Origin of the sequence: Salegentibacter sp. BLCTC, assembly GCF_015143665.1 — a bacterium.
Taxonomy (GTDB): domain Bacteria; phylum Bacteroidota; class Bacteroidia; order Flavobacteriales; family Flavobacteriaceae; genus Salegentibacter; species Salegentibacter maritimus.
In genome coordinates, this window is the sequence record NZ_WYEW01000003.1 from 589,499 (window position 1) to 605,534 (window position 16,036).

Consider the following 16,036-nt stretch of genomic DNA (forward strand, 5'->3'; position numbering starts at 1 on the left):
TCACAATAATTATAGCAGCAGTTATTATGGCTAGAAATAATGATAAGAATACAGTAAAGAGATTTGATAAAATCTCTATCGGTTTGGCTTCCCCGGAATCTATCCTCGCAGAATCTCGTGGTGAAGTTCTTAAACCGGAAACTATCAATTATCGTACGCACAAACCTGAACGTGATGGTTTGTTTTGTGAGCGTATTTTTGGTCCTGTAAAGGATTACGAATGTGCCTGCGGTAAATATAAAAGAATACGTTACAAAGGAATTGTTTGTGACCGTTGTGGGGTAGAGGTAACCGAAAAACAAGTACGTAGAGACCGTGTTGGGCACATTAATTTGGTAGTTCCTGTAGCACATATCTGGTATTTCCGTTCTTTACCAAATAAAATTGGATACTTGCTTGGTCTTCCGTCTAAGAAATTAGATATGATTATTTACTACGAACGTTATGTAGTAATTCAACCGGGTATCGCTAAGAATGAAGAAGGAGAAGCATTAAAGAAAATGGATTTCCTTACTGAAGAAGAGTATCTAAATGTTTTGGATAGCCTTCCGCAGGAAAATATGTATTTAGAAGATAACGACCCCAATAAGTTTATCGCTAAAATGGGGGCCGAATGTCTTATTGAAATATTAAGAAGAATAGATCTTAACGAACTTTCTTACGAGTTAAGACACAAGGCTAATAACGAAACTTCAAAGCAACGTAAAACCGAAGCGCTTAAGCGTCTTCAGGTTGTAGAAGCTTTCCGTGATGCCAATAACAATCGCGAGAACCTTCCGGAATGGATGATTATGAAAGTGGTTCCTGTAATTCCACCAGAATTACGACCTCTTGTACCTCTTGATGGTGGACGTTTCGCGACTTCAGATTTAAATGATCTTTATAGAAGGGTGATTATTCGTAACAACCGTCTAAAAAGATTAATGGAGATCAAAGCTCCTGAAGTGATTTTACGTAACGAAAAACGTATGCTTCAGGAATCTGTAGATTCATTGTTCGACAATACCAGAAAATCTTCAGCGGTAAAAACAGACTCTAACCGTCCGTTAAAATCGCTTTCAGATTCGCTTAAAGGTAAACAGGGACGTTTCCGTCAAAACTTACTTGGTAAGCGTGTAGATTACTCTGCACGTTCGGTAATTGTTGTTGGACCTGAGTTGAAAATGCACGAATGTGGTCTTCCAAAAAATATGGCGGCCGAGCTTTACAAACCTTTTGTAATTAGAAAACTAATTGAAAGAGGAATTGTAAAAACAGTAAAATCTGCCAAGAAAATTATAGATAAAAAAGAGCCGGTAGTTTGGGATATCCTTGAGAACGTTCTTAAAGGACACCCAGTATTACTTAACCGTGCTCCTACGCTACACCGTTTAGGTATTCAGGCTTTCCAGCCAAAACTTATTGAAGGTAAAGCGATACAATTACACCCATTAGCCTGTACGGCATTTAATGCCGATTTTGATGGTGACCAGATGGCGGTGCATTTACCGTTAGGGCCTGAGGCTATTCTAGAAGCTCAGTTATTAATGCTTGCTTCTAACAATATTCTTAACCCGGCAAATGGTTCGCCAATTACAGTACCGTCTCAGGATATGATTCTTGGTCTTTATTATATGACCAAGTCTAGAAAATCTACAGACGAGGTTAAGGTGAAGGGTGAAGGTCTTACTTTTTATTCTGATGAAGAAGTAGTAATTGCTTACAATCAGAAAAGAGTAGATCTTAATGCCGAAATTAAAATTCGTGCGAAAGATTTTAACGAAGTAGGTGAATTAACTTACCAAATTATAGAAACTACCGTTGGTAGAGTACTGTTTAACCAGGCGGTGCCAGAAAAGGTAGGCTTTGTAAATACTGTACTTACCAAGAAAAACCTTAGGGATATAATTGGTGAAGTATTGGCTAAAACAAGTGTTCCTGAAACCGGAGAATTCCTTGATGCAATTAAGGAAATGGGATATGGATACGCTTTCCGTGGTGGACTTTCCTTTAGTTTAGGTGATATTATTATCCCTGCTGAGAAACAAACCATGATTGATGAAGCCAATGAACAGGTTGAAGGTATTGTAGGAAACTATAATATGGGTCTTATCACCAATAACGAGCGTTATAACCAGGTAATTGATATCTGGACATCTACCAATGCCGGTCTAACCGAGTTGGCTATGAAACGTATTCGTGAAGATAAGCAAGGTTTCAACTCTGTGTTTATGATGCTTGACTCTGGTGCTCGTGGATCTAAAGAACAGATTCGTCAGCTTACCGGTATGCGTGGTCTTATGGCCAAGCCTAAGAAATCTAACTCTGGTGGTGGTGAAATTATTGAAAACCCAATTCTTTCTAACTTTAAAGAAGGTCTTTCAATTCTTGAATACTTTATCTCTACTCACGGTGCACGTAAAGGTCTTGCCGATACCGCACTTAAAACTGCCGATGCAGGTTATCTAACCCGTAGGCTGGTAGACGTTTCGCAAGATGTTATTGTAAATGAGGAAGACTGTGGAACTTTAAGAGGAGTAGAAGTTAAGCCACTTAAGAAAAATGAAGAAATTGTAGAATCGCTTGGAGAACGTATTTTAGGACGTATTTCTCTTCACGATGTTATAAACCCTTCAAATAACGAACTTTTAGTCGCTTCAGGTGAAGAAATTACTTCTGAAATTGTTAGTAAGATTGAAGATGCACCAATTGAGAGTGTAGAGGTAAGATCTCCATTAACCTGTGAGGCTAAAAAAGGAATTTGTGTAAATTGTTACGGACGAAACCTTTCTACCAACAAATTGGTACAAAGAGGAGAAGCTGTAGGTGTGGTTGCTGCGCAATCTATTGGAGAGCCCGGTACACAGTTAACCCTACGTACTTTCCACGTGGGAGGTATTGCCGGTAACATTTCAGAAGATAATAAACTTGAGGCTAAATTTGCCGGTATTGCCGAAATTGAAGACCTTAAAGTTGTAAAAGGAGAAGCTCCCGACGGAAGCCAGGCTGAGATTGTGATTTCAAGAACTGCCGAACTTAAAATTAAGGATGAAAAAACCGGAGTGGTATTGAGCAACAATAACATTCCATACGGTTCTCAAATCTTTATTGATAACCGTGCTAAAGTATCTAAAGGTGATGTGATTTGCCAATGGGATCCATATAACGGTGTTATTATTTCAGAATTCGCCGGTAAAATTAAATATGAAAACGTTGAGCAGGGTGTTACCTACCAGGTTGAAATTGATGAGCAAACAGGATTCCAGGAGAAAGTAATTTCTGAATCCCGTAACAAAAAACTTATTCCAACTTTACATATTTTAGGTAAAAAAGACGAAGTAATTCGTTCTTATAACCTTCCTGTAGGGGCTCACCTTATGGTAGACAACGAAGAGAAAATTGGCGTTGGTAAGATTTTGGTTAAGATTCCTCGTAAATCATCTAAAGCAGGTGATATTACCGGTGGTCTTCCAAGGGTAACCGAGTTGTTTGAAGCTCGTAACCCATCTAACCCTGCTGTAGTAAGTGAGATTGATGGTGTTGTTTCCTTCGGAAAAATTAAGAGAGGTAACCGTGAAATTATCGTTGAATCTAAACTTGGAGAGGTTAAGAAATACTTGGTGAAGTTATCTAACCAGATCCTTGTTCAGGAAAACGATTATGTTCGTGCAGGTATGCCACTTTCTGATGGTTCTGTTACTCCAGAAGATATTCTTAATATCAAAGGGCCAAATGCAGTACAGCAATATCTTGTAAACGAAGTTCAGGAAGTTTACCGACTACAGGGTGTGAAAATTAACGATAAGCACTTTGAGGTTGTTGTTAGACAGATGATGCGTAAGGTTAGAATTCAGGATCCGGGAGATACTATTTTCCTTGAAAACCAGCTTGTTCATAAATCAGATTTCATCGAGGAGAACGATAAAGTATTCGGAATGAAAGTGGTAGAAGACGCCGGGGATTCAGAAAACTTAAAACCGGGTCAAATCGTTTCACCAAGAGAGCTTAGAGATGAGAACTCTTTGTTACGACGCGAAGATAAAAACCTGGCCACTGCTAGAGATGTAACTGCTGCAACCGCTACACCGGTTCTTCAGGGTATTACTCGAGCATCGCTACAAACAAAATCGTTTATCTCGGCGGCTTCCTTCCAGGAAACTACCAAAGTATTGAACGAAGCAGCTGTAAGCGGTAAGATCGATAAACTTGAAGGATTAAAAGAAAATGTAATTGTAGGACATAGAATCCCTGCAGGTACAGGTATGCGTAAGTACGATAGCATTATCGTTGGTTCTAAAGAAGAATTTGACGAAATGATGGAACACAAGCAAGAAGTTAACTATAACTAATACCAGTAAAAGAGCCGCAATTGCGGCTCTTTTCTTTTTATAAGATGAGGAATCCCGATCTAAAGTCGGGATTTTTTGTATTTTTATATATGCGATAAAGCAAGTGCTCCGGTGTTTTCGCCGGAACCTTTTAAATAAAATTCAAATTAATACTATGAGTGAAGAAAGTAAGAAACCTAAAAAAGGTCAAATAAATATAGAATTGGATGAAACAGTAGCAGAAGGAACTTATTCTAATTTAGCAATCATCAATCATTCAGTTTCAGAGTTTGTGGTAGATTTTGTAAACATTATGCCCGGGAAGCCTAAAAGTAAGGTGAAATCAAGAATTATTTTAACGCCACAGCATGCAAAGCGCTTATTAAAAGCTCTAGGCGATAATGTACATCGCTTTGAAAAAGCTCACGGCGAAATTAGAGATTGTGAAAAGGCACCAATGCCTTTAAATTTTGGTCCTACCGGCCAGGCTTAAAAAATTCAATTTACTAAAAGAGGCTGTCTAAAAAGTCTATTCTCGTCAAGCTGAACTTGTTTCAGCTTCTAACATGTTTTTAATTAGCAACAGTTAGATCCCCGATAAAGAATCGGGGCAGGCTTTGAAATAAATTCAAGATGACGGTTTTAAAACCTTGTCAGACAACCTCTTTTTTATTGACTTCAGGACAAACATCACTTTGGTGATTTTTAAAAGTATTCATGAAAAAAGAAAAGTAAAACCCCGGTTAATCTCCATTTATTTTTTAGTTATATCAGTATATTGTGAAGGATATAAAGAGTTGTACACAATTTTATACGAAAATCGAGCTATAAATGTAATCACTCCGATATCTCTACCGGAGCAATTTTTCATAATCTATTTAAAGCTTCGTGCAATCTCTCAGCATATGAATAGGCCGCAACCGAAACCCACGATTTCCTTACTATAATCAACCAAAACAAAAGAAAAAATGATAGGAAAGATTCGGCTACCCAAAATACACCTGGAAAATGCAGAATGTTATACTTTCCCGATAGAAATACAAAATAAAAATAGCAGGCTATCATTAGAAGTATTATTAAAATAACAGCGTATAGCTTAAGCCCCCATAAGTTTCTTCTAAAACCATAAGCTATATTCTCCTTAAATAATAAAGAAAACTTTTTTGTATCCCTGGTATTGCCAATCAAGAATTTACTCCAAGATGTATAAACTTCATCAGCTTCTTTTGGGTTATCTCTTTCAAAGTTCTGATTCAACTCAAATTCAACAGGACACAGATTTTGCATTTTCTCGTGATTACGCTTTTTAGTATGCTTGTCGATTACATTATTCCGCCACCTAAACAATTGCGTAGTTGGAGCTCCGCCCCAACCGGACCAAAGTGCTGGCTCTTTTTTCTTCCCGGAGTCACGTCCGAGTTGTGCAGTTAAATAAGTAAGCAAACCTATCAATCCTGCTGGGATCCCAAACTGATAATACTTCTCGAAATCCCAAGCCAAAAAAATAATGAGTACACTCAGTGGAAGATAGAAAAGAATCATTGGGTAAACTCGGGCAGTAATATTATATCTATCCATATTTATTCTTCTACTTGATTATAAAAAGGAACTTCTGCGGCAGGAAACCACCCGTCTCGCGGAGCATTATTATGATATCCTAAACAGACGCCTTCGGTCGTATAAACTTTTGCATCTCTTCTCTTCAAGGCATTTGTTACTTTTTTAGCTGGATGTTTACGAGCTTCTTTGGAGGCAGAGGCATATGCGTATTCACATTTTATCGCGTCTAAAACAGATGGTGATATATTTCTTTTACTACCATGATGTGGAATTTGAAAAACATCTACCCTCGATATATCTATAAAATTTTCTTTGGAAAAATCTAGTACATTTTTCATCGAATCAATTCCGGCGTCTCCAGTAAAAAGAATTTTTTTGCCTCCAAATTCAAATAAAACTACTGCGCTAGAGCGATTCTCAGCCGAGGTCACTCCATCTTCGCTCAATGTTTCAATTTGTAAGTTCTCATCGATCCAATTAATAGCCTTTTCAATTCGATTACTATATAATCGTTCCTGTATAGTTTTCGCCTGTGGACTTCTAGCAAATTCAGGTAACAATTCTCGATAATAATCAGTACTTGGGCCTAAAACTGTTAAGACGCCATCTTCAGACTCCCTTTCAGCAAATGGTTCGCGAATATCTATACCTTTTTCTTCAGCGATTTCCACCAATTGATGAGCATAATTATATGCTTCTTTGAGACGATCGCTCAAACTATTGGTAGTAATTCTTCCATCGTGAAATAATTCACGGATAGCTTCAGAATGTTCCCATGGTTTATGAATCCATAACTCACCAACAGTACAATTATTCATAACCTCTCTCAGACCTGATGCGTGATCAGCATCTGGATGTGTACATATTACTAAATCAACATGTTCTGTTTTATAATATTCCTTAATGTGTTCAACTAATCTCGATCCAGAATCCATGGTTCCACCATCAATAACGACCACCTTAAACAACGAACGGTCTGAAAAGTTTCCATAACGTAAAGCGATAGCATCTCCACTCTTTTCTCCGCTTTCCACCGGTAAAAAATCAACTTGTATTTGTTCTCCCATAATACTTAAATGTCCACTAATTATTAAACTCAAAACCGTTAGTGGACTTTTAAACGGAATTGCGAAACTACATGAACAAGATCTTGTAACTTGTCCCGAAAGCTTTTTGGAAAAACAATGCCATTATCATCTATCGAATAATTTCTGTTAAAACTGCAAATAAAATGTCATAATGTCATTTTTTACACCTGGCAGTTAAGAAATTCTGTCGTTTTTTTACTAAAATTGTCATAATAAAACTGGGTGCAACAAAGAACTGAGCTAACTTCCAAGTAAACTATCCCATTTTTGCTACAAAATTTTCATTATAAGGCAGGCTTGATTTCGCGATCGCAAAAGCTTGTTTAAGAAGTTTATTACAGACTGCAATCAATGCCAGTTTCTTGCTCTTTCCCTTGGCTATTATTCGCTCGTAGACCTCTGTAACCTCCCCTTAAAATCCAACTGTTTAAAAGTTTAATATATTTTATAAATTTAAGCTTATATATTCCTTAAAAATGGAGAAAAAAGCTTTCACTTCCCAGCCCACTAAACGAATAGCCGCCATAGACCTTGGCACCAACTCTTTTCACGCAGTTTTGGTAGATATCTATCCCGATGGAAGTTTTCGAACGGTTAATAAGCTTAAAGAGATGGTTAGCCTGGCCGAAAAAGGTCTGGAAGATAGATTGAGTGACGAAGCCGTAAACAGAGGATTGGAGGCTCTTAAACGAATTAAATTCTTATGTGATAGCTATAAAGTAGAAAATATTCTTGCCTATGCTACCAGTGCTATTCGGGAGGCCGAAAATGGAGGTGATTTTATTAAAGAAGTAGGAGAGCAAATTGGAATTAGGGTACGGGCCATTTCTGGAAAAATGGAAGCTGAAATGATTGGTCTGGCCATAAAACACAGTATTGCTTTAACTAAAGAGCCGGTGCTTATGATAGATATAGGCGGTGGAAGTGTAGAATTTATTATTGGGAACCATAACGAATTTAATTATTACAATAGTTTAAAATTGGGGGTTGCCAGGATGACTGCCGAGTTTATAGAATCAGATCCTATTGAAGAATATGATATTAAAAAGCTTCAGGATCATTATAAAAAAGAGCTACCTGAAATATTGAAGTTGGCCAAAAAGCATAAAGTGAAAACTATTATAGGCTCTTCAGGAACTATGGAAAATATTGGTCAAATGGTTGCCGGCAGGTCATCTTTAACTGCCGAGAGGAGTCTAAACGAACTTGAATTTACGGCAAAGAACTTTCAGGAATTGTATTCAGATTTTATAAAACTTGATAGAAAACAGCGTAAAAAAGAAAATGGCCTTGAAGAAAAGAGGATAGATATTATTAATGCCGGGATGATTTTGGTGCAATTTCTTATTGAAAAATTAGGGGTTGAAAATATTAAAATTTCTGAAGCTGCACTTCGTGAAGGAATGATCTTAAATTTTATTGAAACCAAAAAAGACCAACTTAACCTGGATCTTGTCGCCAATTTTAAAGATCCAAGACGTAGAAGTGTTTACGAATTACTTAGAAAAACCAACTGGATTGAAGCACATTCCCGGCATGTTGCTAATTTCTCATTACAACTGTTTGATGTTTTTAAGGAAGAATTGGAGTTAAAGGAATCTGATAGGGAATTACTGGAATATGCCAGTTTAATGCATGATATTGGTTATTATATTTCCTATAGAAAGCACCATAAACACGCTTTATATCTCATTAAATATTCAGACTTACTGGGTTTTAAAGAAGATGAGATTAATATTATGGCCAATGTGAGCAGGTATCATAGAAAGTCTACGCCACATAAGCGGCATAAGCCATATAAACAATTAAGTAAAAAGCTACGAAAAAGGGTTAAAAAGCTTTCGGCAATTTTAAGGCTTGCCGATGGTTTAGATCGTAGCCATTATCAAAATGTACACAAGCTTGAAATAAATAATAAAAAAGAAACTATAGAGCTTTTAATTACTACCCATAGCGACCCCGAACTTGAAATATGGGGTGCTTTAAGAAAGGGCAGCTTGCTGGAGAAACTTACCGGTAAGAAACTTAAGATTTTTCAGGTTTTGGAAGATTGAAAATAAATTAGTCTTTATATTTTTTAAAATAAATCCTGGCTGCCTTCATCACACGCGGTGCAAGAATTAAGGTGGAAATCATGGTTGGAATGGCCATAAAGGCAAAAAAGCTATCAATTAGGTTAATCATCATACTTAAAGAAGTAGTGGCCCCAACAAGAATACTGGCAATGTAGAAATAGTTGTAATAATGTTTGTTTTCGGCACCGGCCAAATAGGAGAGACATTTTGTTCCGTAGTAAGAAAAAGAAAATAGAGACGAAATACTAAATGCCGAGATACAAAGCAATAAAAGATAATCTCCAACATAAGGGATAGAGTCTTCAAAAGCCGCTGCTGTTAGGCTCACTCCATTCTCATCTGAGGTTTGCCATATACCTGTTACCAGAATGCAAAGCGCGGTTAAGGTACATACTACTAGAGTATCTATGGCAGGCCCCAACATAGCTACCAATCCTTCTCTAACAGGTTCAGAAGTTTTACTTGCTCCGTGTGCCATTGTTGCGGTTCCTATTCCGGCTTCATTAGAAAAAGCACCTCTTCTTATTCCTAAAATAATCAAACCACCCAGCATACCACCTAACATAGGTTCTCCTCTATAATTTTCGGCAGCAAAAGCATCTGTAAATATGGATGAAAAATAATAGGGGACTACATCATAGTTCACAATCAAAATAATAATTACCGAAATAAAATAAAGTGCCACCATAGACGGAACCAATTTGGAAACGGTTTTACTTATTCGTTGCAACCCGCCAAGAATAACTACCGAAGTAAGAATAACCAGGATAAAACCTATTATAAGGTTTGTTTTAAAACCCGTAGGGATATTATTGGGTTCTAAAAGAATGTAATTTATAGCTTCGGTAAGTTGGTTTACATTAAAGACCGGGAGTGCCCCAATAAGTCCTGCTACACTAAAAAAGATGGCCAAAAACTTCCACTTTTTACCGAGGCCTTCTTCAATAAAATACATAACCCCACCTTGTATATTTCCTTGGGTGTCTTTGCCTCGGTACATAACCGCCAGGGTATTGGTGAAAAATTTGGTAGCCATACCAACTACTGCGCTTACCCATAGCCAAAAAATTGCACCGGGTCCTCCAAGAGCTATTGCTACAGCCACACCGGCAATATTTCCCATTCCCACGGTAGAGGAGAGAGCGGTAGAAAGTGATTGAAAATGATTTATTTCCCCAGGATCATTAGGGTTGTTATATTTTCCTCTAAGTAGATCTAATGAATGCCCTAAATATCTAAACGGAAGAAAATTAGATAAAATAAGCAAGTAAAATCCGCCGCCAATTAATAAAATTACCAGGGGAAGTCCCCAAACTGCCGCTGCGAATTGGGAGATGAGTTCGTCTAATGCATCCATAAAGCTTGATTACGGCCAAAATATATGAAATTAAGTCCTATCTAACACAGCCCTTTAAAATGTTTCTTGAGAGTTTTGTGTTAGTTTTTGTAAATCAGTTATTTAAAATTCAGAGGTGAAATGAAATTTAATAGACGGATATTTATCGCGAGTCATTTGCAGCGAAAATTGAGAATCTGCCAAAAACACTAATTGTCCCTTCTTATCTTTTGCCAGAAATTTTGATTTTAGCCTTTTAAAATCTTTAAATTCGTCGCTTTTTTCATCTTCGGCTTCTATCCAGGTTGCTTTATAAACGTTTAGGTTTTCGTAGGTACATTTGGCGCCATATTCGTGTTCTAACCTATATTGAATAACTTCAAACTGAAGGGCTCCTACGGTTCCTATAATTTTTCTTCCGTTTAACTCAAGCGTAAAAAGCTGCGCAACCCCTTCATCCATCAACTGGTCAATCCCTTTAGCCAGCTGTTTAGACTTCATAGGATCGGCATTGTTTATATACCTAAAATGTTCTGGTGAGAAGCTGGGGATTCCTCTATAATTAAGCTTTTCTCCTTCAGTAAGTGTATCTCCAATTTTAAAGTTTCCCGTGTCGTGTAGTCCAACAATATCGCCGGGATAAGAAACATCAACAATTTCTTTCTTTTCTGCGAAAAAGGCATTTGGACTGGAGAATTTTAGATTTTTATTTTGTCGAACATGTAAATAGGCTTTATTTCGCTCAAATTTACCCGAAACAATTTTTATAAACGCTAATCTATCGCGGTGTTTGGGATCCATGTTGGCGTGAATTTTAAATACAAAACCGGTAAATTTATCTTCATCGGGTTTTACCAGGCGCTCTTCACTTTCTTTAGATCTTGGGGTAGGGGCAATATTAATAAAGCAATCCAGTAATTCCCTAACTCCAAAATTGTTTAATGCCGAACCAAAAAATACGGGTTGTAGGCGGCCTTCCAGGTATGCATCTTTATTAAATTCAGGATATACACCCTGGGCAAGTTCAAGTTCATCCCTTAAATTGTTTGCCGCGCTATTTCCAATTAGGTCATCCAATTCGCCAGAATTTAAATCAGAAATTTCAATAGTATCTTCAATATCCTTTTTAGGATCTCCGGTAAAAAGGTTTACATTTTTCTCCCAAATATTATAGATTCCTTTAAAGTCGTACCCCATTCCAATAGGGTAGCTTAAAGGTGTAACGGTAAGATTTAATTTTTGTTCAATTTCATCAAGTAATTCAAAAGCATCTTTTCCTTCTCTATCCAATTTATTGATAAAAACAATCATGGGGATGCTTCGCATTCTACAAACTTCCACTAATTTTTCAGTTTGTTCCTCCACACCTTTGGCAACATCTATAACCACAATCACGCTATCTACAGCTGTTAAAGTTCTAAAGGTGTCTTCAGCAAAATCTTTGTGTCCCGGGGTATCCAGGATATTGATTTTTATATCTCTATATTCAAAAGCTAAAACCGAAGTCGCAACCGAGATACCTCTCTGGCGTTCAATTTCCATAAAGTCACTGGTAGCACCTTTTTTTATCTTATTAGATTTTACCGCCCCGGCCTCCTGTATAGCACCTCCAAAAAGGAGTAACTTCTCGGTAAGCGTGGTTTTACCGGCATCGGGGTGGGAAATAATTCCAAAGGTTCTTCTTCGATTTAATTCTTTTTGAAAACTCTTCATCTGTAAAAATATTAATGGATTCTCCTTCTACTACAAGGTAAAAATGAAGAAGCCGCTGTGATAATTGTTAATTACCGGAGTTTACGCGATCATTGAAATTTAATGCTCCGAGACCTGCCTCGGGGTAATTTGCCTCCAAATACTTAAGCGCCGCAAAAGTACTATTATTTTAAGGAAAAGTAGGGATAATTTAAATGGTGGTTTTATAAAATATTTCCGGATGGGCATCAAAAAAACATTAAAAGCTTCCGGCTTTGAAAACATTCATTAATTTTACATTATGGGGCATTTTTTGAAAATAATAATGGTTTTTTTGGTCATTTTTTTAGTGAGTTTGAATTTTTATGGGCAATCTACCAGGCAGCAATTAGCAAAGGGGAGCTATGTTATTAATATGGGAGTTATCCCACAAACTGCCGAAAACTCTTTGCAAGCCTATGGGTTACTCTATACTTTGTTGAAAAATCAAAAACTTGAAGTAAAATGGGTTATTAGTCCAGGCAAGTTAAAAGACGGTGTAGACTTTAACTATAGGGATGAAAGCTTTAAAGGAGGTACATTTATTATTCCGGTCTCCTATATAACAAAAGATGTAAAGAAATTAATTACTGCCTGGGAAGAGAAAGGGGGTATTGGCATATATTTGGAAGAGGACATTCAGGCTCCGGTTTTTACCAGTTTATCTATGGCCCCACAATGGACTTTAGATAGGGAAAACGGTTATATTGCTGTACCTTTCTTTAAGGCTGCCAATATTCCTGAACAAGCTTATGGTGGGAATGATAGCCGAAATTGGAAAACACCGAAAGACCTGGGTGTTTGTGATGATATTTTTGTGATGCCCCACGCTGATCCGCGATTTCATTCTCATAAGAATCTTTATGTTTGGAACAGAAAATATAAAGGCGCAATTTGGGCTGGGTGCCACGCTGTAAGTATCCTGGAAAATCTTACGGGCAATATAAAAACAGAAGATAATGACAGTACAGCATTTATTCAGCTGAACTTTTTAAGCGCCGGTTTTCCCGGAGCTCAAAGTGCCGGGTTGATTCCATATAGGAAGCATAGCCATGGAACTCCACCCTTTCAAAACTTATTCCCAGCAGACCCGGTGGCACAATATATGGGTAGTCCCGATAAAGCACATCTAAATGGTTCAGAAAGAATCTTTTTGCCCAAAAAAATAAACAGATGGCGTAAAGAAACAAAGAAAATTGTAATAGATGCCGATGCTCCTGATATTCCTGAGATTTCTGAAGATACAGCGGTAATTACTGCCTACGGACACGCATATGGGAACCCTAAAAATGGATTGGTAATGTATCAGGCCGGGCATAGTATATATGGTGAAAATCCCGAAAATATTGCTGCTATACGAGCCTTTTTTAATTGGAGTTTTTATGCAGCAGAGGTGAAAAGAAGGGAAAACGCCTTGGAATTTAAAAATAGTAAAGGTGTGCCAATATTGGATACTAAGGTTGGTGACGATCTTATTACAGCATTAAAGCTAAACCCCATTCATTTTGATTTGGATAAAGCTGAAATTAGGCTTGCTGATAAACCGGCCCTGGATAGTATTGCTGATTTCATGAAGGATCATCCGGCACTTTTGTTAGATATAAGATCCCATACCGATAGCCGGGCGAATGATGTTTATAACCTCCAACTTTCGGAAAAAAGGGTGAAGGCTACTATTCAATATTTAATTGAAAAAGGCATCTCGGGTTCACGTATTTCGGGAAGAGGCTATGGCGAAACGGCATTGCTTAATCACTGTGGGAATAATACCGAATGTAATGAAGCGGAGCACAGAAAAAATAGAAGGTCAGAATTCATTCTAAGTATAAATTGTGATGTATATTCCCGAAAAGGATTTTAGTGGTTTTTTATAATCCTATTTGAGAATTAAAATTGCAACATAATTTTAGGAAATGTGGACTTGTAAAAGCCAAACTTCATTTCGTACATTTGGCATTCAAAGAAAAACATGGGAACAGATAACGTAGTATTAGTTAACGAGAAAGGCGAGCAAATTGGCTTGATGGAAAAGATTGAAGCACACGAAAAAGCCTTGTTGCACCTGGCATTTTCGGTTTTCATTTTTAACAAAAAAGGTGAGTTGATGATTCAACAGCGCGCCCTGGATAAATATCATTCTCCGGGTTTATGGACCAATACCTGCTGTAGTCACCAACGCGAGGGAGAAAGTAATGTAGCTGCCGGAAAAAGAAGACTTCAGGAAGAAATGGGCTTTAGTACCGAGTTGAAGGAGGTTATGAACTTTATTTATAAAGCTCCTTTTGATAATGGGCTTACAGAACATGAATTCGATTATATCCTGATTGGAAACTATGAAAATGATCCTAAACCCAATCCAGATGAAGTAGCTAGCTGGAAATGGATGAGTCTCGATGAAATAAAATCTGATATGAAGACAAATCCGGAACTTTATACCGAATGGTTTAAGATTATTTTCGACAAATATTATTCAAGTATTAAATAATGAGGTTAAGTGTACATAGAAAAGCTCACTTTAATGCGGCACATAGGCTTTATCGAAAAGATTGGAGCGATGAGAAAAACCTGAAAGTTTTTGGGAAATGCAGCAATCCTCATTATCACGGGCATAATTACGATTTAATTGTAAAGGTTACCGGTGAAATAGATAAGGAAACGGGTTTTGTAATGGATTTAAAACGACTTAAAGATCTTATTTACGAAGAGGTGGAAGTGCCTTTTGACCATAAGAACTTAAATAAAGAAGTTAAGCCGTTTGATGAACTAAACCCTACAGCTGAAAATATAGCCGTGATAATTTGGAACAAGATCAGAAAACGATTGAAGCCTGAGCTAGATCTGGAAATAACGCTTTACGAAACCCCCAGAAATTATGTAACCTATAAAGGAGAATAAATGGCACTAAAACTTGGCGATAAATTACCCCGATTAACTTTAAAAGATCAGGAAGGAGAGAACTATCATTTTTCGAGATTGGAAAATACGGCACTGGTTGTATTTTTTTATCCCAAAGATTTTACTCCGGGCTGTACTAAAGAAGCATGTAGTTTTAGAGACCATTATCAGGAATTTCAGGATTTGGGGGCTGAGGTTGTAGGTATAAGTACCGATAATGAAAACTCCCATAAAAAATTTGCTTCAAAATATAAGCTTCCTTTTGTTTTGCTTTCAGACAAGGAAAAAAGGGCAAGAAAGGCTTTTGGTGTAAAACCGGGTTTACTTGGTTTACTCCCGGGGCGTGAAACTTTTGTATTTGATAAAGAGAAAAAGTTAATTCATAGGTTTAATAGCATGGGGGCTTCACAGCACATTCCCGAAGCACTTAACTCTCTAAAGAAAATTCAGGGAAAATAATTTTTGATTCCCTGGTTATTTGTATCGAAAAATATACTAAATTCGCAGCCGAAATTTAAGTGATATGGCAAGTAAAAGATTATTGAAAAGAGATGTGAATTATGTAATGGGAGACATTATTGATGCTGCATACATACATCAAATGGCTAACCCTGACGACGCATCTAAGACGGAAGCGATTGTAGATGAAGCTATCTCTAATTTTGACGAATTGATCGTTAAGATCAATCAAAAAGATGTTGAGAATAAAAAACAGCATTTTAAGGCAATAGAAAAGGAGCTGGAAGTGAAAGCTGAAGCCCTTATTGCAAAGATTAATGCGTTATAGAATTAACCGGCCGATGTAGCTCAGCTGGCTAGAGCAGCTGATTTGTAATCAGCAGGTCGTGGGTTCGAGTCCCTCCATCGGCTCTTAATAAAAAGCCTCCCTTTTTTTGGGGAGGTTTTTTTATTCAGTTTTTTCTGGGCGCGAGAGGTGGAGTTCTTCGTTCTTAAATTGAACGCTTGTTTGGATTAAACTGAATTTGCTCACTTGTTCAGTCCAGATTGTTTTAGCCTCCAAATCATTCATATCTTTAATCCCGA

Annotated in this window: 12 protein-coding genes, 1 tRNA gene and 1 pseudogene; 9 read left to right on the forward strand and 5 right to left on the reverse strand. The window is 37.3% G+C overall.

The window, feature by feature from the left end; translation table 11 throughout:
- The first annotated feature begins 26 nt into the window (after positions 1-26).
- Both rpoC and GUB10_RS06020 read left to right on the forward strand, forming a co-directional pair.
- Entirely contained in the window at positions 27-4,328 is a 4,302-nt protein-coding gene (rpoC, locus tag GUB10_RS06015) for a DNA-directed RNA polymerase subunit beta' (protein WP_193710517.1), read from the forward strand.
- A 154-nt stretch (positions 4,329-4,482) separates the two neighbouring features.
- The gene (locus GUB10_RS06020; RefSeq protein ID WP_193710518.1) at positions 4,483-4,800 is read left to right on the forward strand and encodes a DUF3467 domain-containing protein; all 318 of its coding nucleotides are present in this window, start codon (positions 4,483-4,485) and stop codon (positions 4,798-4,800) included.
- Positions 4,801-5,174: 374 nt separating this feature from the next.
- Here GUB10_RS06020 and GUB10_RS06025 read toward each other — a convergent pair whose 3' ends face one another.
- The 3 genes and pseudogenes from GUB10_RS06025 to GUB10_RS15940 all read right to left on the reverse strand — a co-directional run.
- On the reverse strand, positions 5,175-5,885 hold the full coding sequence (locus tag GUB10_RS06025) for a hypothetical protein (RefSeq protein ID WP_193710519.1): 711 nt from the start codon (positions 5,883-5,885) through the stop codon (positions 5,175-5,177).
- A gap of 2 nt (positions 5,886-5,887) precedes the next feature.
- Positions 5,888-6,934 (reverse strand): ComEC/Rec2 family competence protein, encoded by a 1,047-nt coding sequence (locus GUB10_RS06030; RefSeq protein ID WP_193710520.1) that lies wholly within the window; start codon positions 6,932-6,934, stop codon positions 5,888-5,890.
- A 277-nt stretch (positions 6,935-7,211) separates the two neighbouring features.
- Positions 7,212-7,355: pseudogene (locus GUB10_RS15940) on the reverse strand (IS110 family transposase); the annotation flags it as partial.
- Between the two features lie 76 nt (positions 7,356-7,431).
- Here GUB10_RS15940 and GUB10_RS06035 point away from each other — a divergent pair.
- Positions 7,432-9,009 carry a Ppx/GppA phosphatase family protein gene (locus tag GUB10_RS06035; RefSeq protein WP_193710521.1) on the forward strand — a complete coding sequence of 526 codons (1,578 nt, stop codon included), beginning with the start codon at positions 7,432-7,434 and terminating at the stop codon, positions 9,007-9,009.
- A 7-nt stretch (positions 9,010-9,016) separates the two neighbouring features.
- On the opposite strand, the gene GUB10_RS06040 is transcribed toward GUB10_RS06035, so the two are convergent.
- Entirely contained in the window at positions 9,017-10,387 is a 1,371-nt protein-coding gene (locus GUB10_RS06040) for a sodium:alanine symporter family protein (protein WP_193710522.1), read from the reverse strand.
- A gap of 102 nt (positions 10,388-10,489) precedes the next feature.
- On the reverse strand, positions 10,490-12,079 hold the full coding sequence (locus tag GUB10_RS06045) for a peptide chain release factor 3 (protein WP_193710523.1): 1,590 nt from the start codon (positions 12,077-12,079) through the stop codon (positions 10,490-10,492).
- Positions 12,080-12,359: 280 nt separating this feature from the next.
- On the opposite strand from GUB10_RS06045, the gene GUB10_RS06050 reads away from it, so the two are divergent.
- The 6 genes from GUB10_RS06050 to GUB10_RS06075 all read left to right on the forward strand — a co-directional run bounded on the left by GUB10_RS06050 (position 12,360) and on the right by GUB10_RS06075 (position 15,862).
- Positions 12,360-13,958, forward strand: coding sequence for an OmpA family protein (locus GUB10_RS06050; RefSeq protein WP_193710524.1), 1,599 nt, complete (start codon positions 12,360-12,362; stop codon positions 13,956-13,958).
- Positions 13,959-14,066: 108 nt separating this feature from the next.
- Positions 14,067-14,582 (forward strand): isopentenyl-diphosphate Delta-isomerase, encoded by a 516-nt coding sequence (gene idi, locus GUB10_RS06055; protein WP_193710525.1) that lies wholly within the window; start codon positions 14,067-14,069, stop codon positions 14,580-14,582.
- The gene (locus GUB10_RS06060) at positions 14,582-14,992 is read left to right on the forward strand and encodes a 6-carboxytetrahydropterin synthase (RefSeq protein WP_193710526.1); all 411 of its coding nucleotides are present in this window, start codon (positions 14,582-14,584) and stop codon (positions 14,990-14,992) included. The genes idi and GUB10_RS06060 overlap by 1 nt, the downstream gene beginning before the upstream one ends.
- Positions 14,993-15,451 (forward strand): peroxiredoxin, encoded by a 459-nt coding sequence (locus GUB10_RS06065; protein WP_193710527.1) that lies wholly within the window; start codon positions 14,993-14,995, stop codon positions 15,449-15,451. It abuts the gene before it with no gap.
- A 64-nt stretch (positions 15,452-15,515) separates the two neighbouring features.
- Positions 15,516-15,779 (forward strand): hypothetical protein, encoded by a 264-nt coding sequence (locus tag GUB10_RS06070; protein ID WP_193710528.1) that lies wholly within the window; start codon positions 15,516-15,518, stop codon positions 15,777-15,779.
- Positions 15,780-15,788: 9 nt separating this feature from the next.
- Positions 15,789-15,862 (forward strand) — tRNA-Thr (locus tag GUB10_RS06075).
- Positions 15,863-16,036: the final 174 nt, after the last annotated feature.